The organism is Polycladomyces zharkentensis, from assembly GCF_016938855.1.
Classification (GTDB): Bacteria; Bacillota; Bacilli; order Thermoactinomycetales; family JIR-001; genus Polycladomyces; species Polycladomyces zharkentensis.
Genome location: NZ_JAFHAP010000001.1, coordinates 161,325 through 184,099, shown reverse-complemented (window position 1 = coordinate 184,099; position 22,775 = coordinate 161,325). Strand labels below are relative to the sequence as shown.

26 protein-coding genes are annotated in these 22,775 nt (G+C 55.9%); 24 read left to right on the top strand and 2 right to left on the bottom strand.

Annotation, left to right across the window (positions count from 1 at the left end; all coding sequences use genetic code 11):
* The first annotated feature begins 176 nt into the window (after window positions 1–176).
* Entirely contained in the window at window positions 177–782 is a 606-nt protein-coding gene (locus JQC72_RS00860; protein WP_205492219.1) for a thymidine kinase, read from the top strand.
* 57 nt (window positions 783–839) lie between these two features.
* On the top strand, window positions 840–1,316 hold the full coding sequence (locus JQC72_RS00855) for a hypothetical protein (protein ID WP_205492218.1): 477 nt from the start codon (window positions 840–842) through the stop codon (window positions 1,314–1,316).
* A gap of 219 nt (window positions 1,317–1,535) precedes the next feature.
* On the opposite strand, the gene JQC72_RS16685 is transcribed toward JQC72_RS00855, so the two are convergent.
* On the bottom strand, window positions 1,536–2,597 hold the full coding sequence (locus JQC72_RS16685; protein WP_205492217.1) for a CPBP family intramembrane glutamic endopeptidase: 1,062 nt from the start codon (window positions 2,595–2,597) through the stop codon (window positions 1,536–1,538).
* 179 nt (window positions 2,598–2,776) lie between these two features.
* On the opposite strand from JQC72_RS16685, the gene prfA reads away from it, so the two are divergent.
* The 22 genes from prfA to JQC72_RS00740 all read left to right on the top strand — a co-directional run bounded on the left by prfA (window position 2,777) and on the right by JQC72_RS00740 (window position 22,057).
* Window positions 2,777–3,844 (top strand): peptide chain release factor 1, encoded by a 1,068-nt coding sequence (prfA, locus tag JQC72_RS00845; RefSeq protein WP_205492216.1) that lies wholly within the window; start codon window positions 2,777–2,779, stop codon window positions 3,842–3,844.
* 581 nt (window positions 3,845–4,425) lie between these two features.
* On the top strand, window positions 4,426–5,319 hold the full coding sequence (prmC, locus tag JQC72_RS00840; protein WP_205492215.1) for a peptide chain release factor N(5)-glutamine methyltransferase: 894 nt from the start codon (window positions 4,426–4,428) through the stop codon (window positions 5,317–5,319).
* A gap of 55 nt (window positions 5,320–5,374) precedes the next feature.
* Window positions 5,375–6,088 (top strand): stage II sporulation protein R, encoded by a 714-nt coding sequence (gene spoIIR, locus JQC72_RS00835; RefSeq protein ID WP_419179822.1) that lies wholly within the window; start codon window positions 5,375–5,377, stop codon window positions 6,086–6,088.
* A gap of 177 nt (window positions 6,089–6,265) precedes the next feature.
* Complete coding sequence (locus JQC72_RS00830) at window positions 6,266–6,751, top strand: GNAT family N-acetyltransferase (RefSeq protein WP_205492214.1); 486 nt, start codon at window positions 6,266–6,268, stop codon at window positions 6,749–6,751.
* A gap of 5 nt (window positions 6,752–6,756) precedes the next feature.
* Window positions 6,757–7,848: an L-threonylcarbamoyladenylate synthase gene (locus tag JQC72_RS00825; RefSeq protein ID WP_419179821.1), complete on the top strand. Its 1,092-nt coding sequence runs from the start codon at window positions 6,757–6,759 to the stop codon at window positions 7,846–7,848.
* Window positions 7,849–8,155: 307 nt separating this feature from the next.
* The gene (locus tag JQC72_RS00820) at window positions 8,156–8,719 is read left to right on the top strand and encodes a manganese efflux pump MntP (RefSeq protein ID WP_335342366.1); all 564 of its coding nucleotides are present in this window, start codon (window positions 8,156–8,158) and stop codon (window positions 8,717–8,719) included.
* Window positions 8,720–8,731: 12 nt separating this feature from the next.
* Window positions 8,732–9,454, top strand: a complete 723-nt coding sequence (locus JQC72_RS00815; RefSeq protein WP_205492211.1) for a ZIP family metal transporter — start codon at window positions 8,732–8,734, stop codon at window positions 9,452–9,454.
* A 22-nt stretch (window positions 9,455–9,476) separates the two neighbouring features.
* A complete protein-coding gene (locus tag JQC72_RS00810) occupies window positions 9,477–10,097 on the top strand; it encodes a low molecular weight protein arginine phosphatase (protein WP_205492210.1) in 621 nt (206 codons plus the stop codon).
* A 231-nt stretch (window positions 10,098–10,328) separates the two neighbouring features.
* The gene (rpiB, locus tag JQC72_RS00805) at window positions 10,329–10,766 is read left to right on the top strand and encodes a ribose 5-phosphate isomerase B (protein WP_205492209.1); all 438 of its coding nucleotides are present in this window, start codon (window positions 10,329–10,331) and stop codon (window positions 10,764–10,766) included.
* Window positions 10,767–10,773: 7 nt separating this feature from the next.
* A complete protein-coding gene (locus tag JQC72_RS00800) occupies window positions 10,774–11,337 on the top strand; it encodes a TIGR01440 family protein (RefSeq protein WP_419179820.1) in 564 nt (187 codons plus the stop codon).
* 105 nt (window positions 11,338–11,442) lie between these two features.
* A complete protein-coding gene (gene glyA / locus JQC72_RS00795; RefSeq protein WP_419179819.1) occupies window positions 11,443–12,693 on the top strand; it encodes a serine hydroxymethyltransferase in 1,251 nt (416 codons plus the stop codon).
* Window positions 12,694–13,318: 625 nt separating this feature from the next.
* Window positions 13,319–13,948: a uracil phosphoribosyltransferase gene (gene upp, locus JQC72_RS00790; RefSeq protein ID WP_205492208.1), complete on the top strand. Its 630-nt coding sequence runs from the start codon at window positions 13,319–13,321 to the stop codon at window positions 13,946–13,948.
* Window positions 13,949–14,837: 889 nt separating this feature from the next.
* Complete coding sequence (locus JQC72_RS00785) at window positions 14,838–15,056, top strand: AtpZ/AtpI family protein (RefSeq protein ID WP_205492207.1); 219 nt, start codon at window positions 14,838–14,840, stop codon at window positions 15,054–15,056.
* 6 nt (window positions 15,057–15,062) lie between these two features.
* A complete protein-coding gene (locus JQC72_RS00780; RefSeq protein ID WP_205492206.1) occupies window positions 15,063–15,458 on the top strand; it encodes an ATP synthase subunit I in 396 nt (131 codons plus the stop codon).
* Between the two features lie 8 nt (window positions 15,459–15,466).
* Window positions 15,467–16,192, top strand: coding sequence for a F0F1 ATP synthase subunit A (gene atpB / locus JQC72_RS00775; protein WP_205492205.1), 726 nt, complete (start codon window positions 15,467–15,469; stop codon window positions 16,190–16,192).
* Between the two features lie 91 nt (window positions 16,193–16,283).
* A complete protein-coding gene (gene atpE, locus JQC72_RS00770) occupies window positions 16,284–16,502 on the top strand; it encodes an ATP synthase F0 subunit C (RefSeq protein ID WP_205492204.1) in 219 nt (72 codons plus the stop codon).
* 112 nt (window positions 16,503–16,614) lie between these two features.
* Window positions 16,615–17,103 carry a F0F1 ATP synthase subunit B gene (gene atpF, locus JQC72_RS00765; RefSeq protein ID WP_442956977.1) on the top strand — a complete coding sequence of 163 codons (489 nt, stop codon included), beginning with the start codon at window positions 16,615–16,617 and terminating at the stop codon, window positions 17,101–17,103.
* The gene (locus tag JQC72_RS00760; protein WP_205492203.1) at window positions 17,100–17,645 is read left to right on the top strand and encodes a F0F1 ATP synthase subunit delta; all 546 of its coding nucleotides are present in this window, start codon (window positions 17,100–17,102) and stop codon (window positions 17,643–17,645) included. Before atpF ends, JQC72_RS00760 begins: the two co-directional genes overlap by 4 nt.
* A gap of 36 nt (window positions 17,646–17,681) precedes the next feature.
* Window positions 17,682–19,202 carry a F0F1 ATP synthase subunit alpha gene (atpA, locus tag JQC72_RS00755; RefSeq protein WP_205492202.1) on the top strand — a complete coding sequence of 507 codons (1,521 nt, stop codon included), beginning with the start codon at window positions 17,682–17,684 and terminating at the stop codon, window positions 19,200–19,202.
* Window positions 19,203–19,291: 89 nt separating this feature from the next.
* Complete coding sequence (gene atpG, locus JQC72_RS00750) at window positions 19,292–20,149, top strand: ATP synthase F1 subunit gamma (protein ID WP_205492201.1); 858 nt, start codon at window positions 19,292–19,294, stop codon at window positions 20,147–20,149.
* Between the two features lie 75 nt (window positions 20,150–20,224).
* A complete protein-coding gene (atpD, locus tag JQC72_RS00745) occupies window positions 20,225–21,634 on the top strand; it encodes a F0F1 ATP synthase subunit beta (protein WP_205492200.1) in 1,410 nt (469 codons plus the stop codon).
* A gap of 24 nt (window positions 21,635–21,658) precedes the next feature.
* Window positions 21,659–22,057 carry a F0F1 ATP synthase subunit epsilon gene (locus tag JQC72_RS00740; RefSeq protein ID WP_205492199.1) on the top strand — a complete coding sequence of 133 codons (399 nt, stop codon included), beginning with the start codon at window positions 21,659–21,661 and terminating at the stop codon, window positions 22,055–22,057.
* A gap of 97 nt (window positions 22,058–22,154) precedes the next feature.
* Here the strand turns inward: JQC72_RS00740 and JQC72_RS00735 are convergent, their stop codons facing one another.
* Complete coding sequence (locus JQC72_RS00735; protein ID WP_205492198.1) at window positions 22,155–22,349, bottom strand: hypothetical protein; 195 nt, start codon at window positions 22,347–22,349, stop codon at window positions 22,155–22,157.
* Window positions 22,350–22,775: the final 426 nt, after the last annotated feature.

The following is a 22,775-nucleotide window of genomic DNA, read 5'->3' as shown; positions in this document are numbered from 1 at the left end:
TGCCTGTTTTCTTTTTGTCACGGAGGAACCGGATGCCCTCATCGGGAATACAATGAGAGGTCAATCCGGTGGCAGGAGTTGTCAGGGATTTTTGCGTTGCGAACCCCAAAAGTGACGAGCGGACTGTGATACAATAGTCTTCGCGACTTCAAACCAGACCTGGAGGAGAAGAATGGATGGAACATCATGTTCGGCACAGGGAAGGGTGGATCGAAGTCATCTGCGGGGGCATGTTTTCGGGCAAGAGTGAGGAACTCATCCGACGCGTACGGAGAGCGCGCATTGCCAAACAAAAAGTCGAGGTGTTCAAGCCGGCGATCGATGACCGTTATCACCCGGAGGCGGTCACTTCGCACAACGGCGTACATACTGCGGCAGTTCCGGTTCGGAGCGCCAAGGCGATCATGGAACAAGTGACGGATGATGTCAATGTGGTCGCCATCGATGAAGTTCAATTTTTTGAAGATGAAATCGTGGACGTCTGCCAGCAGTTGGCCGATCGCGGTGTGCGTGTGATTTGCGCCGGATTGGACCAGGATTTCCGCGGGCGGCCGTTCGGCCCCACTCCCACCTTGTTGGCCTTGGCTGAGTATGTGACCAAATTGCAGGCGATCTGTGTAAAATGTGGCGGGCCTGCCGGGCGGACCCAGCGTTTGGTCAACGGAAAGCCCGCTTCTTCGGAAGAGCCGGTGATTCAGGTTGGGGCCAAGGAGCAGTATGAGGCGCGTTGCCGCCATTGCCACGAAGTGGTGGAAGCGGATCGCATGGTGACACATTCCTGAGGCCGACCACTAATTTTCCGTCGCATTGCGCACACTACTCCCAGGAGGTGGGTATGAATGCGACGGATTGACTGGTGGATCGGGAGTTTGGTCTTACTCAGTTTGGTATGCACATCATGTGGACCCGCCAATCGCGAAGGCACGGCGAAAAACGGGGCGGGTCATGTTACTTACGAGCGGGCCGCGAATCGAAACGAGGCTCATCGCTTCAACCGGGATGACGGTTATATGGGCATCACCAACGCCAATCCCAATCTGAGGGTAGGTGACTGGTACACGCATACAGTGACAGGCGATATGCATCGTCTGGCCCGGATGGCCAAGCAGGTGAGGGGAGTCCGTGACGCCACCGTGGAGGTATTGGGTGGCAATGCACACGTCTCCATCGTGCCCGAACCCGGCTTAACAGCAGCCGAGAAAACGGCTGTCAAACAGGAGGTATACCGCCGCTTGTCGGTGGCCGTGCCCCGTTACCGCATCCACGTGCGTTGGCGAAGTGGCTGGTTGGAATGGCTCAATCCGTTTCGGTCGTGAGCGTCAAAGGACCGGATCGGCGGTTCTGAAGCGATCTGACGTTTTCCTGTTTGCTACTGTCTCACTTATCTCAAAGGTCGCCTGCGGGAACACAGCCACCCGCCTTTCGGGGAGCGGGCCCGAATTTCCCGTCGTCGACGCTCGTTGTCGTGACGGAGCGAATCGGACCCCGCGAACTTTGTCAACGACTTGAGGACCGGATCACCGGTCCTTTGTTGTTCAACGAAGAAATTGTGCCAATATACCCAGCGTGATGTTGTACGTGGCGTGTACGGCCATCGACGTGACGGTGTTGTGTTGACGGCGAATCCATCCCAGCACCAGTCCGAGAAGGAACACGATCAGCGTAGAGATGGACAGCCCGTAATTACTGTGGATAAACGAAAACAGAACGGAAGTGAACAAAATCCCGAACCGTGGTTGCAATGCTCCCCGAAAGAGGCTTTCTTCACCCAGTGCTGCCGCCAATCCCAGGGTGAGGATGCCCGGAATGGAGGAGAACAGCGGTCCGATCACTTGCTCGGTCACTTTTTCCACATGCGGATCGACGGGGATACCGGCTGCATACAGTAATTGTTCCACAATCTGAGCGACGACCACCATCGCCAAACCAATGCCGACGCCTGATCCCAATTGGCGCAGACTGGGCTTGACAATGCCAAGACGTTGCAAAGCGTCACCAAATCGGCGGCGTGCCAACCAGCCTACCCCGACCATGGCGAGCAAGGCCAACAGGATATCCTGTGCCCAGATGGAAGAGACGGTACCGGCGGTTGAGCGTGGCGCGGCTTCGTTCCACTTGGCGATGTTGTCCAGGCCGAGTGCCACAGTTGTCAATAAATAGGCAAAGATCAGTGCCGACAACGATAAGGCCGCCGCATGAACCCGACTGGATGAATCGATGGGAATAACGCGGGCGATCAGACGGCGGACGAACGGCAACAATACGATGAGCCCGGCCAGTGTCGTCACCATCACAACCACTTCAGCCCGGTTCAACCCTTCCAACATGGCTGTATCGATACGGGGGCCTGGCATGCCGGACGGAATCGGAGTGGATGCGGCGAGAGAGGTCAACAAGCTCAGCAGGCTCACCATTCCCAAAACCAGCAAATGCAGCAGGACGAGTGACAGATAACAGAAGACGGCCCAAACCGTCCCCGTGCTTTCGTCGGACAAACGGGCCCTGTCCGCCCGGTTGGCAAACCACATGATGACGAAAAGAGGCAGAAATAGCAGCAAGAGAACGACGATTTCCACTGTTTCACCCTTTCTTCGCACGAGGTGTGTTCATCCGTTTCCACTTTATTTTACCAACAAACGCTCATGCGATACAGAAAAAGGGCGGTTTGATCATCGTCATGATGGTTGTCCATTCCGTTGCAAGAATCGGTATGATATTATAAAGTGATGCGAGACCTGATCTCGGCATTTCCTTTCGGATTGGGAGTGAATCATCCGTGTTGGACCGATTGGAATCAATCCGGGAGCGTTACGAAGAGCTGAGCCAATTGCTCTGCGATCCCCGGGTGATCAATAATCCTGAGTTGTTGCGCAAATATTCCAAGGAGCAAGCCGACTTGGAAGAGAAATATCAGGCTTATAGCGAATACAAGCGGGTAACCGAACAACTGAGCGATGCCCGGGCCATGTTGCAGGAAAAATTGGACGACGAGATGTATGAACTGGTCAAGGCGGAAATTGACGAACTCAGCGACCGCAAGCAACAGTTGGAAGAGCGCTTGCGCATCCTGCTGCTGCCCAAGGACCCCAACGATGAGAAAAACGTGATCGTCGAAATTCGCGGAGCGGCCGGCGGCGAGGAAGCGGCGTTGTTTGCGGCCGATTTGTTTCGGATGTACACCCGGTACGCCGAACGCCAAGGGTGGAAGACCGAAGTGCTGGATGCGAATCCCACCGGATTGGGCGGGTTTAAAGAGGTCATCTTTTCCGTACAGGGACATCGTGCATACAGCCGGCTCAAGTATGAAAGCGGCGCGCATCGGGTTCAACGGGTACCGGAGACGGAATCGGGCGGTCGCATCCACACGTCGACCGCGACGGTGGCGGTGTTGCCTGAAGCGGAAGAAGTGGAAGTGGAGATTCACGACAAAGATATCCGCATCGACACCTTCTGCTCCAGCGGGCCGGGCGGACAAAGCGTGAACACGACCAAATCGGCGGTACGCATCACCCACTTGCCGACCGGCATTGTCGTCTCATGCCAAGACGAGAAATCCCAGATCAAAAACCGGGAAAAGGCGATGCGCGTGTTGCGTGCCCGTCTGTTGGACAAAATGCAGCAAGAGGAGCATGCCAAACTGGCTGATGCCCGGAAGAGCCAAGTGGGTACGGGCGATCGGAGTGAACGGATTCGGACGTACAATTTCCCGCAAAGCCGTGTAACCGATCACCGGATCGGTTTGACGCTGCACAAATTGGATCAAGTGCTGGACGGCGAATTGGACGAGATCATCGATGCGTTGACGTTGCATGAACAGGCGGAGCTGTTGAAAAAGGCGGAATGAGGCCCGCTTGTAGATGCCTTGGGCCGTGAGGCGAATAGCGCAGGAGATCGGGCCATTCCCCGGAGTTTCCGTGTTGTCCCGTCTCGAAGCAGTGCAGGCTTGCCTGACCCCATTCACCAGCCCATTGGGTGATGCACCAGGTTGATCAACAAGCCGGCGGGCACCCATTCCCTTCTCCGCTCCGTGGCGGCAGCCGGGGCGTGTTGGCTGTTCCGCAAGGGAGCGATGCTTATTCAGGTAAGCGGGACTCGGGAAACGCAGGATTGAAATCGCGGGCGATTTTCCCAAAGCGAAGCGCTTTTTGCCCGCGTCCTGCGCTGACCGGGTCAAAGCGGTCATCATTGGTTTCCTTGCAGCAGGTGGAGCGAGCCGGAAAAGCAAGGAGGTCAGTATTCACCAGATGCGCTTCGGAGTTGCTCGAGGGAAATTCGGTCCGTTCCTCTGACAGAGGGTAGGCGTTTTCCCGCGAGTAACCTGTGCTTGTCGAAAAAGGAGCGAGAGGAAAACGGCACAACCGATTTTTTCAGCAGTCTCTTCCCCTTTTTGTTTGCGGACGTTTTGGAAGAGAAGGTGAAACGTGGATGTCTGCTTTTTCAAGTGTAAAAAAGGCTTACAGATGGGCGGCGGAACGTCTGGGAGAACAGGGCGAGCCAGCTTGGTTCGAATCCGAATTGCTGTTGCGGAGTGCATTGGAGTGGGATCGCACCCGTTTTTTCACCCGGATGGACGAACCCGTGCCGGAGGAAGCAGCTGATCGTTTCCAAACGTGGGTGATGCGTGCCGCGGCAGGGGAACCGCTGCAATATCTGATCGGTGAGCAGGCCTTTTTTGGCCGCTCGTTTCGTGTCGATCCTTCGGTGTTGATTCCCCGTCCGGAGACGGAAATCTTGGTGGAACGGGTATTGGCGGAGGCGGATCGGATTTTTGGGCGCCGTCCCGTTCGTGTGGTGGATATCGGCACGGGAAGCGGTGCCATCGCCGTCACATTGGCGTGCGAGCGCCCGCATTGGGAAGTGTGGGCCATCGATCTTTCCCCCCAAGCCCTTGCGACGGCGCAAGCCAATGCGGCACGCCACGGTGTCGAAAGTCGGATCGTGTGGCGACAGGGGGATTTGCTGGAACCGCTGGTCACATCGGGAAAACATGCCCAGGTGGTCGTTTCCAATCCTCCGTACATCCCGCGCGATGTCATCCCCACACTGGCAAAGCGGGTGCGTGACTTTGAACCGGTTTTGGCTTTGGACGGCGGTATCGACGGGTTGGATGTTTACCGACGCATTGTCGGGCAGTTGCCGGATGTGTTGGATGATCCGGCTTTGGTGGCGATGGAAGTGGGAGCGGGTCAAAGTGACGCGGTGGCTGAGATGCTTCAACAATTACCAATGGAGGTACGAGTGGATGTAACAGACGACTTGGCGGGGATTCCGCGGGTCGTGTGCGCGAACATCCAAAAAATCCGGCATGACGGCGATTAAATCTCCCTCGGCCTGTCCATACTGGTGGGTGAGAATGAGGAGGAGGTCGGCAGTCATGCCTTTTTTACGGACTTATGGCTGGATATTGGCTGTTATGGTCTTCTGCACATGGGGTTGGTTTTGGACGGGAGACAAGCTGTCAGACGGTACAGTGATGAGCGTGGCGGCTCAGTCGACCCCGCCCCAAAAAGGGGAGAAGAAACCGGTTATCCCCAAACAGGCGATTCGATTGCGTATTTTGGCCAACAGCGACAGTGCGCAAGATCAATGGTTGAAGCGGCAGGTGCGTGATGCCGTGATCGCCGAGATCGGGACGTGGGCACAGCGGCCGCGCAATATTGTGGAGGCGCGTCAGGCCATTCGTTCACGCCTGCCGTTGTTTCAGTCAATCGCGGAACGAACTGTTCGTCAGCACGGGTATACCTACCCGGTGAAAGTCGATTTCGGCTTGGTTGCTTTTCCGACCAAACTGTACGGTGACCAGGTATATCCCGCCGGTCAATACGAAGCGTTGCGCATCACCATCGGAAAGGGGCAGGGAGACAATTGGTGGTGCGTTCTGTTCCCGCCGTTGTGTTTCGTCGACATGAGCAATGGGGATGCCGTCCCACAAACCAAGGAGCGGCGGCTGTCGGCGATGGCGACGAATGAAGCGTGGGCCGCTCCCGCACAGGAATCCTTCCAACCCGAGGAAAAACCGGTACAGGTGCGTTCGTTCTTGTGGGATTCGCTGAAGGATTTTTTCACCGGATTATGGGACGCGCATTGAGATGAATGCGTTGATACGCCACCCGTCTGGAGCGTTGGAGGTACTTCTTTGGCCGCCTGGGTTTTCAGGCGGCTTTCTTTCGTAAATGCAAAGGATGAGCGAAGCGGGGTTCTATTGTTTCTTGGGCGCGCATAGATTTCCAGTGATAGATTGACGGGAAAAGGAGAGGGTGGATTCATGCGCGTGCGATTGGCGCGGACAGGGGACTTCCCCGCCATCGTGGAAATGTTGGAAGGGGCGGGGTTGTATACGGGTGGTGTGGACGAGCGTGTACAACGCTTTTTGGTGGCGGAGAGACCGGATTCCCCCGAAAAAGAGCGACTGGCGGGGACGGTGGGGATGGAAGTGTATGGACGATCCGGATTGTTGCGCTCGTTTGTGGTTGAACGGAAATCGTGGAGCCCTGATCTGGGTATTTCCATGTTCGGAGCGGCGATGGCATTGGCCAAACGGTTGCAGTTGCAAGATTTGTTTTTGCTCTCCAAGACCGTTCATCCGCTGTTTCTGGCGTTGGGTTTTCAACCCGTCGAATGGGACAAGGCGCCCCGGGAAATGCGGGAATCCGAGCATGTCCGGCAGATTCGCGCCGATGCGGGCGTGTTGATGCGGCTGGACATGGAGGAGTATGATATCATGAAAGGGGAAATGGACGAAAAAGGGTGACGGCAGTGCAAGTAAAAACCAGGAGATGGACCATAGAACAACCGCACGCTTCGGTGGATCAATTGAAACGGGAAATCGGCATTCGGGAAGCGGCCGCCATGTTGCGGGAGGGGAAATTGGTCGCGTTCCCCACGGAAACCGTATACGGATTGGGTGCAGATGCCAGGTCCGATGAAGCGGTCATGAAAATCTTCCAGGCCAAAGGACGGCCGAGTGACAATCCGTTGATTGTGCATATCGGCGAACGGGATCAGTTGGATGGGCTGGTTTCCGCTTTGCCGGATGCCGGACGGGTTTTGATCGAGCGGTTTTGGCCAGGTCCGTTGACCTTGATTCTTCCTCACCGGGGCACGGTTGCTCCCTCGGTGACTGCCGGGCTGCATACTGTCGGGGTGCGGATGCCCTCCCACCCGGTGGCCCTCGCATTGCTCCAGGAGACGGGTGTGCCGGTTGCGGCGCCCAGCGCCAATCGTTCCGGGCGCCCCAGCCCGACGGAGGCGGAGCATGTATGGGAAGATCTTGCCGGAAAGATTGACGGGTTGCTTGATGGCGGTCCGGCGGGTGTCGGTGTGGAATCCACCGTTGTCGATGTGACGGAGAAGGTACCGATCTTGCTGCGGCCGGGTGGCATTCCGTTGGAAGCGCTGAAGGACGCAGTCGGTGAGGTGCGTGTAGATCCCGGGTTGCAAGCGGAAGTGCAGCGTCCCCGGTCGCCGGGTATGAAATACCGCCACTACGCCCCGAACGGCGAGATGTGGTTGGTGACAGGAACGGAAGCCGATATGATGCGCACCATTCAGCGTTTGGCCGATGATGCCGCCGCACAAGGGCGGCGAGTCGGCATTCTGACCACGGATGAGCGATTGATGCGCTATGAAGCGGATTGGGTGGTTTCTTGCGGCAAACGGTCCGAACCCGATAGCGTGGCCCGCGGTTTGTACGCCGCCTTGCGTCGGTTTGACGAATTGGGAGCTGATTATATTTTGGCGGAATCCTTCCCCGATGACGGAATCTGGTTTACGGTGATGAACCGCCTGCGAAAAGCGGCAGAAGGGCGAATCATCCATGCGGAGGAGGATTCCCGCGGAGATTGCTGACGGATTTCCGGCCACCCGCGATTTCGGGGTGTGCCGTTTCTTTTTCGCTGTTCTTTCAGCAGCTCCAACGTTGGTTGCGGAAAACGGCCATCCTCTTTATAGGGGGCGGACCCGAATTCCCGCCCACTCCGGCTGTTGAAATGGAGAGGGACGGGAAACGGATTCAGGGGCTTTGTCTGACGGGACCGAATTCCCGTCATTTTTTCTTTGCCCGGAAACATGCATGCCCCCGGCCTTTGTTCTTTTTCCGGTTCTGCCCGCATATCCATGTGAAGACAAGCGGGACAGGCACGGGGGAGGAGATGACGTGAGTCTTTCCTTGCCGCAATGGGGACAATGGATGACCTTGATTTTGATTGCCGTCGCATTGGGCATGGATGCGTTCTCCCTCGGGGTGGGATTGGGATTGAGGGGAATCCGCCGTTCCAGGGCACTCATGATCAGTGGCGTGATCGGAATGTTTCACGTGTTACTCCCTTTATTTGGGATGGGAATGGGGCGGTATCTCAGCGTCCTTGTCGGGAATCTCGCCGCGATGGTGGGCGGTGGCTTGTTGTGTTTTCTCGGTGTCAACATGTTGGTGCAGGGATTCCGGGGATCAGACGAGTGTACGATACTGCATCACAATTCTTTTTGGGGTATGATCCTGTTTGCGTTGAGCGTCAGTCTGGATTCACTTTCAGCCGGGTTATCGTTGGGTTTGTTTCACAGCAACATGATCAGCGCCGCGCTGTTGTCCGGTGTATCGGGCGGAACTTTGGGTATTTTGGGAATGGCGGCAGGGCGGCGGGCTGGCACTTGGATCGGGGAATACGGAGAAATTTTCGGCGGAGCGATCCTGTTGTATCTGGGTGTGCAATTCCTATGGTAAGGGGCGCTCGGGATGAATGAGGCGCTGTTTTTCAGCATGTGCTCCGGTTTGACGACGGTAGCGGGTGCAGCCATGGTGATCGGGAGAGGGAAGCCGCTTTCCGAGCGCGGATTGGCAGCGGCATTGGGGTTGTCAGCAGGCGCAATGTTGTTTGTGGCGCTGTTGCACCTGTTCCCGTTGGTTTGGATCTGGGGATCTTGGCCGCATGTCGTGATGGGAATTTCATTGGGCATGTTGTGGATATTGCTGTTTCATCGCCACAGTTCACCGACGTCTTTTGAGTCATCCGAACATGGGATGAGACGGGTCGGCAATGTGATGGCTGTCACCGTGATTTTGCACAACCTTCCTGAGGGGGCCGCCATCGGAGTCGGGTTTGATCTCCACAAGGAAACGGGAATTGCGCTGGTCATCGCGCTGGCACTGCACAATGTACCCGAGGGCATCGGCATGGCCTTACCGATGATGGCGGCGCGCCGACCCCGCATGACGGTGCTGGCCTACAGTCTCCTTGCCGGTAGTGCGCTGCCTGTCGGGACCTGGATGGGAACAGGTCGGTGGCGAGATGCACCGGATGTGATTGCAGTGGGACTCATGCTGGCAATTACGGTGATGACGGGGATGATGATGCGTGAAGTGGCACCCCGGGCATGGATGTTGGATCACAAGTGGGCGTTGAGCGGGGCAATCTGTGGTATGTTTTTGATGTATATGATCCACGTCATTCATGGATAATGGGAAGACAGGGGGTGAACGGGTGAAACGCATCTTGTTCGTTTGTACGGGAAATACCTGTCGCAGTCCGATGGCTGAAGCATTGTTTCGCCGTTTGGCACGGGAAGCGGGTCTTAAAGTGGAGGTGCGTTCCGCCGGCGTGTCGGCGATGGATGGGATGTCTGCTTCCCGTCATGCCGTTGAGGTGTTGAAGAAAAAAGGCATCGATCATGACCACCGGTCGCGCTCGATTCAACCTGAGCTGTTGGAGTGGGCTGATTTGATCCTGACCATGACCACGGGACACAAACAAATGTTGACCGCCTTTTACCCACAGACTATCGGAAAGGCGTACACATTGAAGGAATACGTGTTGTCCGACGCGGATACGGAAGCACTGATCCGGGAGTTGGACGGAATACGGGCGGAACTGGCCACCATGGAGGCATTGGGACAGAAAAAGTCCGATGACGATGCCATGCGTTCCCTGCGGGAACGGGAAGAGCGGTTATGGACCCGATTGCAGGAGCGGTTGGGTGATTTGGATGTGGCCGATCCGTTTGGAGGATCAGTGGAGGTGTATGAGCGGTGCGCAGAAGAGTTGGAAGAACTGCTGAAACGGTTGATTGACCGTCTGCGTGGAGAAACGGCGAAGCGGGGCTGATGTTCTCCGCTGACGCGGATTCCGCATACCGTAATGGGTGGTTCAGAAAGCCGGATGCAATGCGGGAGCCGTTTTCCAACCGTCGCAGTAGCGGGAGGGAGACAGCCCCCGCATTTTATATGGACGAAAATTGGGCGAGCGAAAATATTTCCCAGGAAAGGTCGGTCTACCTCGCAGAGCGGCAACCGGGTATACTATGATCGTAGAGGATGAACAACAGGAGGCGGTCGAATGCGAGTGATTATCGGTTCGGATCATGGCGGTTACCGTTTGAAGGAGGAAATCAAACAATGGTTGCAAGAAAAGGGGATCGCCTTCGAAGATGTGGGATGTGATTGCCCGGATTCCGTCGATTATCCCGATTATGCGCAGCCTGTGGCCGAACGGGTGGCCAAAAAGGAATTCGATCGGGGCATCCTTGTCTGCGGGACGGGAATCGGCATGTCGATCGCGGCAAACAAGGTGAAGGGTGTTCGTTGCGCCGTGGTGAGCGACACCTTTTCCGCCCGGATGAGCCGGGAGCACAATGATGCCAATGTGTTGGCAATCGGTGAGCGTGTCGTCGGTCCCGGGCTGGCACGGGAGATCGTGGAGGTGTTCCTGGAGACGGAATTCGCGGGAGGCCGCCATCAACGCCGGGTAGAAAAGATTGGAGCGTTGGAGGAGTGAGCGGGGTATGAGTGAGACCAAACCGGATCTCTTCACCCCCGGACAGGTGATGCGGCTGGTGGATGAATTGATGGCCGGGAAGCCGTTGGATGAACGTCATCTGTTGGTGGTCGGCGTCAGTACCAGCGAGGTAATCGGGAAGCGGATCGGTACCGCTGGGAATGACGAAGTAGCCAGGGCCATCTTTCAAGAATTGATGGAAGCCCAAAAGAAATACGGCTTTCATCTCGCATTTCAATGTTGTGAACACCTGAACCGGGCCTTGGTGGTTCGCAGGGAAACCATGGAACGGTTTCATTTGGAAGAGGTAACGGTCGTTCCCGTACCGAAAGCGGGCGGTGCGATGGCTGCCTATGCTTACCGGCATCTGGATGATGCGGTCATAGTGGAAAGTGTGCGTGCCGACGCCGGGATCGACATCGGCGACACGTTGATCGGCATGCACTTGAAGCCGGTAGCCGTACCGGTGCGCCCCAGTTGTCGGCAGATCGGGGAAGCGCATGTGACGATGGCCAAAACACGTCCCAAATTGATTGGCGGTGCCCGTGCCGTCTATACGTTGCAACATTGATCGCACTGGATCACGAGGCAGGCAAGATTTTGATTCCACTTTGTCGGAAGTGCCGGACATGATAAGATAGTGAACGAATGGCACGTGAAAAAGGAGGAGAAGTCGGTGCTGGAACACATTCGGCAAACAGACCCGGAAACGGCGGAAGCCATCGCAAGCGAGTTGGCCCGTCAACAAGGAAAAATCGAACTGATTGCGTCTGAAAACTTTGTCAGCCGTGCGGTGCTGGAAGCGTTGGGAACCGTGCTGACCAACAAATATGCGGAAGGGTATCCCGGAAAACGGTACTACGGCGGTTGCGAATATGTGGACATCGTGGAGGATCTGGCCCGTGAGCGGGCGAAAAAGCTGTTCGGTGCGGAACATGCCAATGTGCAACCGCACTCGGGGGCGCAAGCCAACATGGCCGTTTATTTCGCCGTGTTGGAACCCGGCGATACGGTACTGGGGATGAACCTGGCCCACGGCGGTCATTTGACCCACGGCAGTCCGGTCAACTTTTCCGGAAAGTTGTACAAATTTGTCGCTTATGGCGTCGATCCCGAAACGCATCGGATCGATTATGAAGAAGTGCGTCGCCTGGCCCTCGAACACAAACCGAAATTGCTGGTCGCCGGCGCCAGTGCCTATCCGCGGACGATCGATTTCGCCAAGCTGCGGGAGATCGCCGATGAAGCAGGTTGCCTGTTGATGGTCGATATGGCGCACATCGCCGGTCTGGTGGCGACGGGACATCATCCCAACCCGGTTCCGTATGCCGATTTTGTTACGACCACCACGCACAAAACGTTGCGCGGTCCCCGGGGCGGAATGATTTTGTGCAAGGAGAAATACGCCAAACAGATTGACAAGTCGATCTTCCCCGGCATCCAAGGCGGTCCGTTGATGCATGTGATTGCGGCCAAAGCGGTGGCTTTTGCCGAGGCACTTTCCGATTCGTTCAAAGATTACTCGGCCAGAGTCGTCAACAATGCGGCCCGTTTGGCACAAGCACTGACCGAACGCGGATTCCAACTGATTTCCGGCGGTACGGACAACCACTTGATCCTGATCGATGTCCGCAACTTGAACTTGACCGGGAAACAGGCGGAGCACCTCTTGGACGAAGTGGGTATCACCGTCAACAAAAATGCCATCCCCTTCGATCCGGAGAGTCCGTTTGTCACCAGTGGTATCAGGATCGGTACACCGGCAGTCACGTCACGGGGAATGGATGAGGAAGCGATGGAAGAAATCGCCGACATCATGTCGCTGGTCCTGAAAAATCCGGATGACGCCCAAGCACAGGATCAAGCGCGTCAGCGTGTGTCCCGATTGACCGCCAAGTTCCCGCTGTATCCCGATTTGAAGTTATAAACCGCATCATGAAGTGATCATCCAAATGAAACAAGGGTGGGTTTTCCCGATTGGAGGGAACGACCCACCCTGAAAAAGCGGCAATCGAAACAATGATGTTCGCCGAACTTTGTCAAAAGCGATCTGCCGTATGATGCGGCTGTGAAACTGCTCTTGATTTCTCGGGTGATGTTTTCCCTCTCGCTCCTCTTTCGACAGCCCAACGGACACTCGTGTGAAAACGGCCACTCTCTTTTGGATGAGAGAGCGCTGATTTTGCCGCTGAATGTGGAGCTTAGACGGGGATCGGTTTTTGTCAACAACGTGCCTGCCGTACGATGCGGCAGTCTTTTTTTGGGGTGATATCCTGTTTTTGGGGAATGTTCATTCGATCAGGCGGCAACACATTCCCTGATAGGCGAGTTCTCAAGACCGAATGAGCGGAGAATCGAAAAAAGCGCGGAAATGAAGAAGTGTACGCCCGTGTCCTGCACCCCGGGTTACTGGCGGCCTTGGCAACCTCCCTTGCAGGTCGCATGGGGAGCGGTTCTGGAAAAAGATGCACGCGACAGGATCGGACTCAAAATGGACAAACGGCCCGGAAGACCTGTACAATGTGGAAGGAATCCGAAGGGAGTGAACCATCATGGGACATGTGTATGTGTTTGATCATCCGTTGATTCAACACAAATTGACCTATATACGCGACAAGCGAACCGGCACGAAAGAGTTTCGCGAACTGGTGGAAGAAGTATCGGCCCTGATGGCCTACGAGATCACGCGGGACATGCCGTTGGAGGAAGTGACTGTGGAAACGCCGGTAGCGCCGGCCAAGTGCAAGGTGCTTTCCGGCAAAAAGTTGGGATTGGTGCCGATCCTGCGGGCCGGCTTGGGAATGGTGGACGGCATTTTGCGCCTGATCCCGACGGCGAAAGTGGGGCATCTGGGATTGTATCGCGATCCGGAAACGCTGGAGCCGGTTCAGTATTATTCCAAAATGCCGTCTGACATCGGGGAGCGCGATCTGATCGTCATCGACCCGATGCTGGCAACGGGCGGTTCCGCCGCTGCGGCTCTGCGCATCTTGAAAGAAATGGGCGCACGCAATATGAAGTTGATGTGTTTGATCGCCGCGCCGGAAGGGATCGAACGCGTTCACCGTGAGCATGATGACGTGGATATCTATGTTGCGGCGGTGGATGAGAAGCTGAATGAGAAAAGCTACATCGTCCCCGGACTGGGAGATGCGGGCGACCGTCTTTTCGGTACGAAATAAAAGAAAGAATGCGGTTAACAAACGGATGGTAGGGAGAAGCCCGGAATGAAATCTGATCGCAATGATGATTATGCAGGGGGAGATGTTTTTCCGGTTGAGCGGCTTTTAGGAGCCGACAAAGCGGAGGAACGGACCATGAGTGAAAACGCGGGCTAGGGCGTGTCTGGTAAATCCGTAAGGGAGCAAATGGTTACCCAGGCGAGCGAAGACCCGGAAAGCGCAGGATGGAAATCGCGGACCGCCTCAAAGCGAAGCGTACTTTGCCGCGTCCCGCGCTCCGGGTCGGAGCGGTCATGGCCTGCTTCCTTGCAGGGCACAGGTGGAGTGAGCCGGGAAAGCAATGGGACAGTGAGCGCGTCTGGTCATTCATCAAGCCGCACCGTTTTCCTGACAAGTCGGTTTTTAAGCCCATTGAGCGGAGAACCGGAAAAGCGCGGGAATGAAGCGTACTTTGCTCGCACCCCGCGCCCCCCGTTACAAAGCGACCTGGATCTGCTTCCTTGCAGGGCAGATGGATGTGCGAAAACGACGGTTCGCTTCGACTATCGACATCTCATATTGGACAAACTGAAAGGGAAAAAGAGGGTGCAGATCATGGCAAAATCTTGACAGCCCCGATTGGAGCGGATTGAACAAGGGATTCTCTGCCATCTCACCCTGCAGAAACAACTGCCGCCAGCGTTTGGATCAGTTGATCAAAATGTGACTTTTTGTTCAAAATTGCGTCTGCGGAAGCGTTGACAACGGTTGTGAAGCTTCGATAGTATATACGGGGAACAATATGGCCACCCCGAAAAAAGGTGATCTGCAGCACAAAAAAGGATCGTTTGTTTCCTCCCCCGTTGGATCCTGCCTGTTTGCCAAGAGACTGTATACAGAGGGGGATTTTGTGAAGGAAAGCACAGATAATCCCTGGAAAATGATGGCTATCGCTGGTATGGTTGGCTTGGAAGTGGTGTTCTTGGCAGTCGGGGGCAGTTGGTTGGGATGGCTGTTGGATGAACGTTGGCACACCCGACCTGTCCTTTTGGTCACGGGGATGTTGTTGGGGTTTATCTTGGGTATAGCCAGTGTTGTCTATACCATCAAGGCTTTATTAAGGGAATGACTCCAAATGGACGCGCAAAACCTCTACCGCCGTCAAACGGCCATTCTCACCTCCATCTTCTTGGCCCTCGTTTCGTTTTTGTGGTGGACGACGTCGTGGAAGGCGTTTTTTGCGGGTTTTTTTATGGGTGGCGTAGCCGGTTTGTACAATGTCCTCTACCTCATCCACAAACTCCGTATCCTTGATGCACAGATTGCGTCCGCCGCGTCCGGGAATCGGCGGGTCAAAACAGGTTTGGTCAACCGGTTTTTGATGGCGGCGTTTCCGATGTTGTTAGCTGTCCGGTTTCCCGAGTGGATCGATTACCGGTCCGTCCTGCTGGGGTTACCGGTTCCATATATTCTCCTCATCGCCGTGGGATTACGGCACACTCAGCGCCAATTTTCCAAAGAAAAGAGGTGAGAGATGGGATGGAGCTCACACCGAAGATTCATTTGTTCGGCCTCACGTTTGACGTAGCCGTGATGATCACGACCGTCGTCACCTGCGTCGTGGTCTTTCTGATCGCTCTATGGGGTACGCGTGGACGGGACATTCGGCCGACGAAAATGCAGAATTTCGTTGAAATGCTCATTGAATTCATACGTGGCGTCACCCGTATCGGTTTGGACGCGAAGACGGCGGAGAAATACGTGGGGTTCGCCTTTACGCTCTTTTTGTTCCTGTTTGTGGCCAACCAACTGGGCCTGATCCTCAACATCAGCACGGAAGCGCATCACGCCATTCCGGCTCTCGGGATCGAGGAAGGCAAGCATTATGCTTGGTGGAAATCGCCCACCGCAGATATCAACATTCCGGTCGTCATGGCAGTCACTATCACACTTTTTGCACACTATATGGGGATCCGCTCGGGAGCCAAGCGGTACGTGAAGCATTATTTTGAACCGTTCGCTCCGATGGTGGTGATGCACATCATCGATGAGATCGCAAAACCGGTGACCCACGCGCTGCGTTTGTGGGGGAACATTTTCGCAGGGGAAGTGCTGATTCTGATCATGGTGAAAGCCGGTGTGTTCGGTTCATTGCCGCTGTTGCCCTGGCTGGCGTATTCGCTGTTCGTCGGCACGATCCAAGCTTATGTGTTTACGGTGTTGGCCGTTGTTTACATCGGGCAAAAACTGGCTCATGACCATTAATACACGATGGAGATTAAAACCAGATTAAAATAGAGGAATCCGAAAAGTATCGAAATTTTACCGAAAAGTATCCTGAAGGAGGAATTTGCTCATGTTGATGATTGCTGCTGCTATTATGTTGGGTCTGGCCGCCTTTGGTGCCAGCATTGGGAACGCTTTGGTGTACAGCCGTTATCTGGAAGGCATGGTCCGTCAGCCGGAAGCCAAGTTGTTCGGCCCAATGGTCCTCGGGATTGCGTTCGTCGAAGCGTTGCCGGTTATCTCCGTTGCCTTCGGTATCATGGTCCTCTTCGGGATTTTGGGCAAATAACGAACTTCCGACGTGAAGACGTGAAGGCGGGGTAGAACCCTCTACCCCGCATATTGCTGTACTCATACAAGCATCCGGTGGCGTTCAGCACGGTTGAAGGGAGTGACTTGGTGTGTTAAAGCTGGAATTGGGCACTATGCTGTTCCAGTTGGTCGCCTTCCTCGTTTTGATGGGCTTGATCATTCGCTTTGCGCTTCGCCCGGTCATGGGTGTGATGGAAAAGCGCCAAGCCTATATCGACGAACAGATCAACACGGCGGAGAAAAACCGCGCCGAAGCGGAGCGGCTGGTCGCAGAGCAGCGCGAAGAGCTGGATAAAGCGCGCAAAGAAGCACGTGAACTGTTGGAGCGGGCCAAGAAGCAAAAAGAGCAGGAAGCCGAAGCGATCATCAAGGAAGCCCAAGAGCGGGCGGAACGGATGATCCAGGAAGCGTCCAAGGAAATTGCTCGCGAGAAGGAAAAAGCATTGGCCGAACTCCGGGATCAGGTTGGTCAGTTGACCATCCTCCTGGCTTCCAAAGTGTTGGAAAAAGAAGTGGACGCCAAACAGCAATCCAAATTGGTGAGTCGCTATCTTGAACAGGTAGGCGAACTGCAATGAGTCAATCGGTGGTAGCCAAACGGTATGCGCGCGCCTTGTTCGAGGTGGCAACCGAGAAACAGTTGTTGGATCAAGTCGAGCAAGAGCTGTTTGCCGTAGTCCGGACACTGGAGGAAAACAGTGAATTTCAGCAATGGCTGGCGTATCCGCAGGTGGCCAAAGAAGAGAAAAAAGAATTGTTGGAACGCATCTTCGGAGAGCTGTCGGAGCCGACGAAACATCTCCTGTTCCTTCTGATCGACCGGGGACGGCAATCGGCGATCGGCAAAATCGCGGAGGAATTCCGCGCGTTGGCCAACGAATCGCGCGGCGTGGCGGATGCGGTTGTGACGACGCCGCGGAAGATGACGGTCAAAGATCAAAAGCGTTTGATTGCCCTTTTCAAAAAACTGATCGGGAAAGAGCTCTCCATCACCAACGTGGTGGATTCCGATATTTTGGGCGGGGTGATTGTACGGGTCGGCGACCGCCTGTACGATGGCAGCCTGAAGACGAAACTGGACCGTTTCCAGCAACAGCTGAGCGGAACCCGTATGCGTTGAAGAACGGATATGGACAGATAGGGGTGAAAACGGTTTATGAGCATCAAACCGGAAGAGATCAGTTCGCTCATTAAGCAGCAGATCGAACAATACCGGGCCGAGATCGAAATCTCCGATGTCGGAACCGTCATTCAGGTTGGTGACGGGATCGCCCGCGTCTACGGATTGCAAAAAGTGATGGCGGGCGAGTTGCTTGAGTTTGCCAACGGCGTCATGGGCATGGCGCTCAACTTGGAAGAAGACCATGTTGGGGTGGTTATCCTCGGACCATACACCGGCATCCGCGAAGGTGACCAAGTGAAGCGGACCGGCCGCATCATGGAAGTGCCGGTGGGTGAAGCCCTGCTGGGCCGCGTGGTCAACCCGCTGGGTCAACCGTTGGATGGCAAGGGTCCGATTGAAACGACCGAATTCCGTCCGGTGGAATCGGAAGCTCCGGGCGTCATCGACCGGAAATCGGTGCATGAACCGCTGCAAACGGGGATCAAAGCGATTGACGCGATGGTGCCGATCGGCCGCGGTCAGCGGGAGTTGATCATCGGTGACCGGCAAACGGGGAAAACGACGATCGCGATTGACACGATTATCAACCAAAAAGACCAAGACGTCATTTGTATCTACGTGGCCATCGGTCAAAAACAATCCACCGTGGTCGGTGTGGTGGAAAAACTGCGTCGTTTCGGTGCGATGGACTACACCATCGTCGTCTCCGCGACGGCTTCGGACCCGGCTCCGCTGTTGTTCCTGGCTCCGTACGCGGGTTGCGCGATGGGCGAGTACTTCATGTACAAAGGCAAACACGTGCTGGTCGTATACGACGACCTGACCAAACAGGCAGCCGCCTACCGGGAGCTGTCCTTGTTGCTCCGTCGTCCGCCGGGCCGTGAAGCATACCCGGGTGACGTCTTCTACCTGCACTCCCGCCTGTTGGAGCGCGCCGCCAAGCTGAGTGACGAAAAAGGCGGCGGTTCGCTGACGGCGCTGCCGTTCATCGAAACGCAGGCCGGTGACGTTTCCGCCTATATTCCGACCAACGTGATCTCGATCACCGACGGTCAGATCTTCCTGGAGTCCGACCTGTTCTACTCCGGTATTCGTCCGGCTGTGAACTCCGGGATCTCGGTATCCCGCGTAGGGGGTGCCGCACAGATCAAGGCGATGAAAAAAGTGGCCGGTACCTTGCGTCTGGACCTGTCGCAGTACCGTGAGCTGGCCGCTTTCGCCCAGTTCGGTTCCGACCTGGACAAAGCGACCCAGGCCCGTCTCGCCCGCGGGGAGCGCGTGGTGGAAATCCTCAAGCAGGATGAACACCAACCGATGCCGGTGGAGAAACAAGTCGTCTCCATCTACGCGGTGACCAAAGGATACCTGGATGATATTCCGGTGGCGGACGTTCGCCGCTTTGAAAAAGAATTCCATGCCTATCTGGACAGTGAAGGCAAAGAAATCCTGCAAGGCATCCGCGAGAAAAAGGAACTGACCAAAGAGATCGAAGAAAACCTGAAAAAAGCCTTGGAAACGTTCAAAAAAGGCTTTGTCACTTCGGAGCAAAAATAAACAGCGAGTCCGAACTCCCACGGTGACCGGGTCCGCTCGCGGATGCGGGCGGAGCCGGGACGCCGTCGGCAGAAAGGCGGTGAAGATGCGTGAAGAACAAACGGGAAATCAAACGCCGGATCCGCTCGGTTCAAAACACCAGACAAATCACCAAGGCGTTGGAAATGGTTGATGCGGCCAAACTGCGCCGTGCGCAGGAGCGGGTGGAATCGGCGCGTCCGTACGCGGAGAAAATGCGCGAAGTGATCGCCAACATTGCAGCCGGCACCTCTGTGGAACACCCGATGTTGGTCGCCCGTGAAGTGAAGAAAACCGGCTACCTGATCATCACGTCGGATCGTGGACTGGCTGGCGGTTTCAACAGTAACCTGCTTCGCAAATTGGTGCAAATCGTGCGCGAACGGCATCAAAGCCCGGATGAGTATGTGATTTTCGTGATCGGGCGCAAAGGGCGTGACTTCCTGAAGCGCCGGAAATATCCGGTGATCGGAGAAGTGGTGGGCTTGCCGGATTCGCCGACCTTCGCGGACATCAAGCAGATTGCCCGCCAAGCGGTGCAGTTTTATGCGGAGGAGAAATACGACAAGCTGGTTCTGCTCTACAACGAATTTATCAACCCGGTCACCCAGCGTCCGGTGGAAAAACAACTGCTTCCGTTGGAAAGCATCAGCTTGGAAGGTCAGGCCCGGACCCTCTATGAATATGAACCGGATGAAGAAGAAGTGCTGGCGGAACTGTTGCCGCGCTATGCCGAGACACTCATTTTCAGCGCACTGTTGGAGTCCAAAGCGAGTGAACACGGTGCCCGGATGACCGCGATGGGCAATGCGACCGACAACGCGACCGAGATGATCGCCACTTTGACCCTGCAATACAACCGGGCGCGTCAGGCCGCGATCACACAGGAAATCGCCGAAATCGTCGCCGGAGCCAACGCATTGTCCTGATCAACCCTGCGATCTACGCAGTTTGGATAAAGTACGGAATGAGTGTATCCCATCTGAAGCTGAGGAGGGAAACTGATGAGCACTGGACGCGTCGTACAGGTGATGGGTCCCGTCGTGGATATCCAGTTTGAGCGGGGCCATCTCCCTGAGATTTATAACGCGATCAAAATCGAACACAAAGCGGAGTCCAGCGACGAACGGGACATCAACCTGGTGGTGGAAGCCGCCGTTCACCTGGGTGACAACATCGTTCGTTGCGTGGCCATGTCCTCCACCGACGGTTTGGTACGGGGCATGAAAGCGGTGGATACCGGTGCGCCGATCTCGGTGCCGGTGGGCAAAGCCACCTTGGGCCGTGTGTTCAATGTATTGGGAGAGCCGATTGACGAGGCGGGTGAGGTGAAAGCGGAAGAGCGTCATCCGATTCACCGTCCGGCCCCGAGTTTTGAAGAACAATCCACCCAAGAAGAAATGCTGGAAACCGGGATCAAAGTCGTGGATCTCTTGGCCCCGTACGCCAAGGGTGGTAAGATCGGTCTCTTCGGCGGTGCCGGCGTAGGAAAAACCGTCTTGATCCAAGAGCTGATTCACAACGTCGCGCAGGAGCACGGCGGTTTGTCCGTGTTTGCCGGTGTGGGTGAGCGGACCCGCGAAGGGAACGACCTGTACCACGAAATGAAAGACTCCGGCGTTATCAGCAAAACGGCCATGGTGTTCGGCCAGATGAACGAACCGCCGGGGGCCCGTCTGCGCGTGGCGTTGACCGGTCTGACCATGGCGGAGTACTTCCGTGACACCGAAGGACAGGACGTGCTCTTGTTCATCGACAACATCTTCCGATTCACACAAGCCGGTTCCGAAGTGTCCGCGCTGCTTGGTCGGATGCCGTCCGCCGTGGGTTATCAGCCGACGCTGGCGACCGAGATGGGTCAGCTGCAAGAGCGGATCACCTCGACCAAACACGGTTCGGTTACCTCGATCCAAGCGATCTACGTGCCGGCCGACGACTACACCGACCCGGCTCCGGCCACCACGTTCGCACACTTGGACGCGACGACCAACCTGGAGCGGAAATTGGCCGAGAAAGGGATTTATCCGGCGGTGGACCCGTTGGCATCCACATCGCGGATTCTCACCCCGTCCGTGGTGGGGCGCGAACACTACGAAGTGGCCCGCGGCGTGCAGCAAATTCTGCAGCGGTATAAAGAACTGCAGGACATCATCGCCATCCTGGGGATGGACGAGTTGTCCGACGACGATAAACTGATCGTGGCCCGGGCGCGTCGGATCGAGAAATTCCTGTCGCAACCGTTCCACGTGGCCGAGCAGTTCACCGGTATGCCGGGTAAATATGTGCCGGTCAAAGAAACGGTGCGCGGATTTAAAGAAATCCTGGAAGGCAAACACGACGACCTGCCGGAAGACGCCTTCTACATGGTGGGCACAATCGACGAAGCCGTGGAAAGGGCGAAACAACTCGCCTAAGATGCGTAAAAGGAGCGGGTGTCCATGAGTACGATTCAATTGGACATCGTCACCCCCGAGCGGAAAGTGTTTTCCGACGAGGTGGAGATGGTGATCACCCGGGCCGCTGAAGGGGACATCGGGATATTGCCCAAGCACGCTCCCTTTGTGAGCCCTTTGGACGTCACGGTCGTACGCATCAAAAAAGATGGCAACGAACGCCAAGTGGCTGTCAGCCGCGGCTTCTTGGAAGTGCGTCCGGACAAGGTGACCGTGCTGGCTGAGGCGGCGGAGTTGGCTGAGGAAATCGACGTCGAGCGGGCGAAAGCGGCCAAGGAACGGGCCGAGCGCCGTTTGGCCGAAAGCTCGCCTGACATCGACCGTGCACGCGCGGAATACGCGTTGCGCCGCGCCGAAAACCGCCTCAACGTGGCCCGGAGATAAACAGGAAACGGAGAGAACACAAAAACTGCCGGTATTGCACCGGCAGTTTTTGTGTGCTGTTGATTCCACACGGCAAAAGCGCCAGTTGCCCTCCGTTTCACATCACCGTGGACTCTCGTTTTATCTGATGGTAACCCACATCCATGCACAACGGTTTCGCACCGGGACGTGTCGGATGTTTGCACCGCTTTTCGGGACGATCGGGAAGCAGGATCGCGGTCGATTGGAATCCGAGACGCGGGCCAGTTGCGCTTGGCATAACGGAGATTGCCCGCAGATTCGGTTTCTGCACTTTCGGTTCCCCTGCTTGGACGGGCTCGGATCGTCGCGCACTTGGGAAAACATTGCCCCTTCAAGGAATGACCAGAGACACACCTTGGTCCGGATGATTTGGTTTCACCGCGTTTTTAACGGATTTTGGGGAGGAGTATTGACAAACTCCGTGGGTTGCCGCTCCGTAGCGGCAACCAGAGTCGCTCCGACGAGAAATCCCGTTACCTAAAAAGAGGGTGGCCGTTTTCCCACGAGCGACCTTTGAGCTAGCGAAACAGGAGCGAGAGGGAAAATGGTGCACCCGGAATCGGGAGTAACACTTTGTCAGCAATCTCGGGAGCATATTCTTCTTGAGGAGCGGAACCGGATTTCCGACGCGTGTGTAGCTGAGGACGGGAATTCGGAGCCTGGGACTTTGTCATCAATCTGTTGCGGTGAATGAAGG

What these genes read in the sequence shown, in the direction of transcription:
- JQC72_RS00780 (WP_205492206.1), top strand. Translation starts at nt 15,063, where the DNA reads ATGGACGCGCAAAACCTCTACCGCCGTCAAACGGCCATTCTCACCTCC.
- prmC (WP_205492215.1), top strand. Translation starts at nt 4,426, where the DNA reads ATGTCTGCTTTTTCAAGTGTAAAAAAGGCTTACAGATGGGCGGCGGAA.
- JQC72_RS00855 (WP_205492218.1), top strand. Translation starts at nt 840, where the DNA reads ATGCGACGGATTGACTGGTGGATCGGGAGTTTGGTCTTACTCAGTTTG.
- rpiB (WP_205492209.1), top strand. Translation starts at nt 10,329, where the DNA reads ATGCGAGTGATTATCGGTTCGGATCATGGCGGTTACCGTTTGAAGGAG.
- JQC72_RS00830 (WP_205492214.1), top strand. Translation starts at nt 6,266, where the DNA reads ATGCGCGTGCGATTGGCGCGGACAGGGGACTTCCCCGCCATCGTGGAA.
- JQC72_RS00740 (WP_205492199.1), top strand. Translation starts at nt 21,659, where the DNA reads ATGAGTACGATTCAATTGGACATCGTCACCCCCGAGCGGAAAGTGTTT.
- atpE (WP_205492204.1), top strand. Translation starts at nt 16,284, where the DNA reads ATGTTGATGATTGCTGCTGCTATTATGTTGGGTCTGGCCGCCTTTGGT.
- upp (WP_205492208.1), top strand. Translation starts at nt 13,319, where the DNA reads ATGGGACATGTGTATGTGTTTGATCATCCGTTGATTCAACACAAATTG.
- JQC72_RS00760 (WP_205492203.1), top strand. Translation starts at nt 17,100, where the DNA reads ATGAGTCAATCGGTGGTAGCCAAACGGTATGCGCGCGCCTTGTTCGAG.
- atpD (WP_205492200.1), top strand. Translation starts at nt 20,225, where the DNA reads ATGAGCACTGGACGCGTCGTACAGGTGATGGGTCCCGTCGTGGATATC.
- atpA (WP_205492202.1), top strand. Translation starts at nt 17,682, where the DNA reads ATGAGCATCAAACCGGAAGAGATCAGTTCGCTCATTAAGCAGCAGATC.
- JQC72_RS00815 (WP_205492211.1), top strand. Translation starts at nt 8,732, where the DNA reads ATGAATGAGGCGCTGTTTTTCAGCATGTGCTCCGGTTTGACGACGGTA.
- spoIIR (WP_419179822.1), top strand. Translation starts at nt 5,375, where the DNA reads ATGCCTTTTTTACGGACTTATGGCTGGATATTGGCTGTTATGGTCTTC.
- JQC72_RS00860 (WP_205492219.1), top strand. Translation starts at nt 177, where the DNA reads ATGGAACATCATGTTCGGCACAGGGAAGGGTGGATCGAAGTCATCTGC.
- JQC72_RS00800 (WP_419179820.1), top strand. Translation starts at nt 10,774, where the DNA reads ATGAGTGAGACCAAACCGGATCTCTTCACCCCCGGACAGGTGATGCGG.
- atpB (WP_205492205.1), top strand. Translation starts at nt 15,467, where the DNA reads ATGGAGCTCACACCGAAGATTCATTTGTTCGGCCTCACGTTTGACGTA.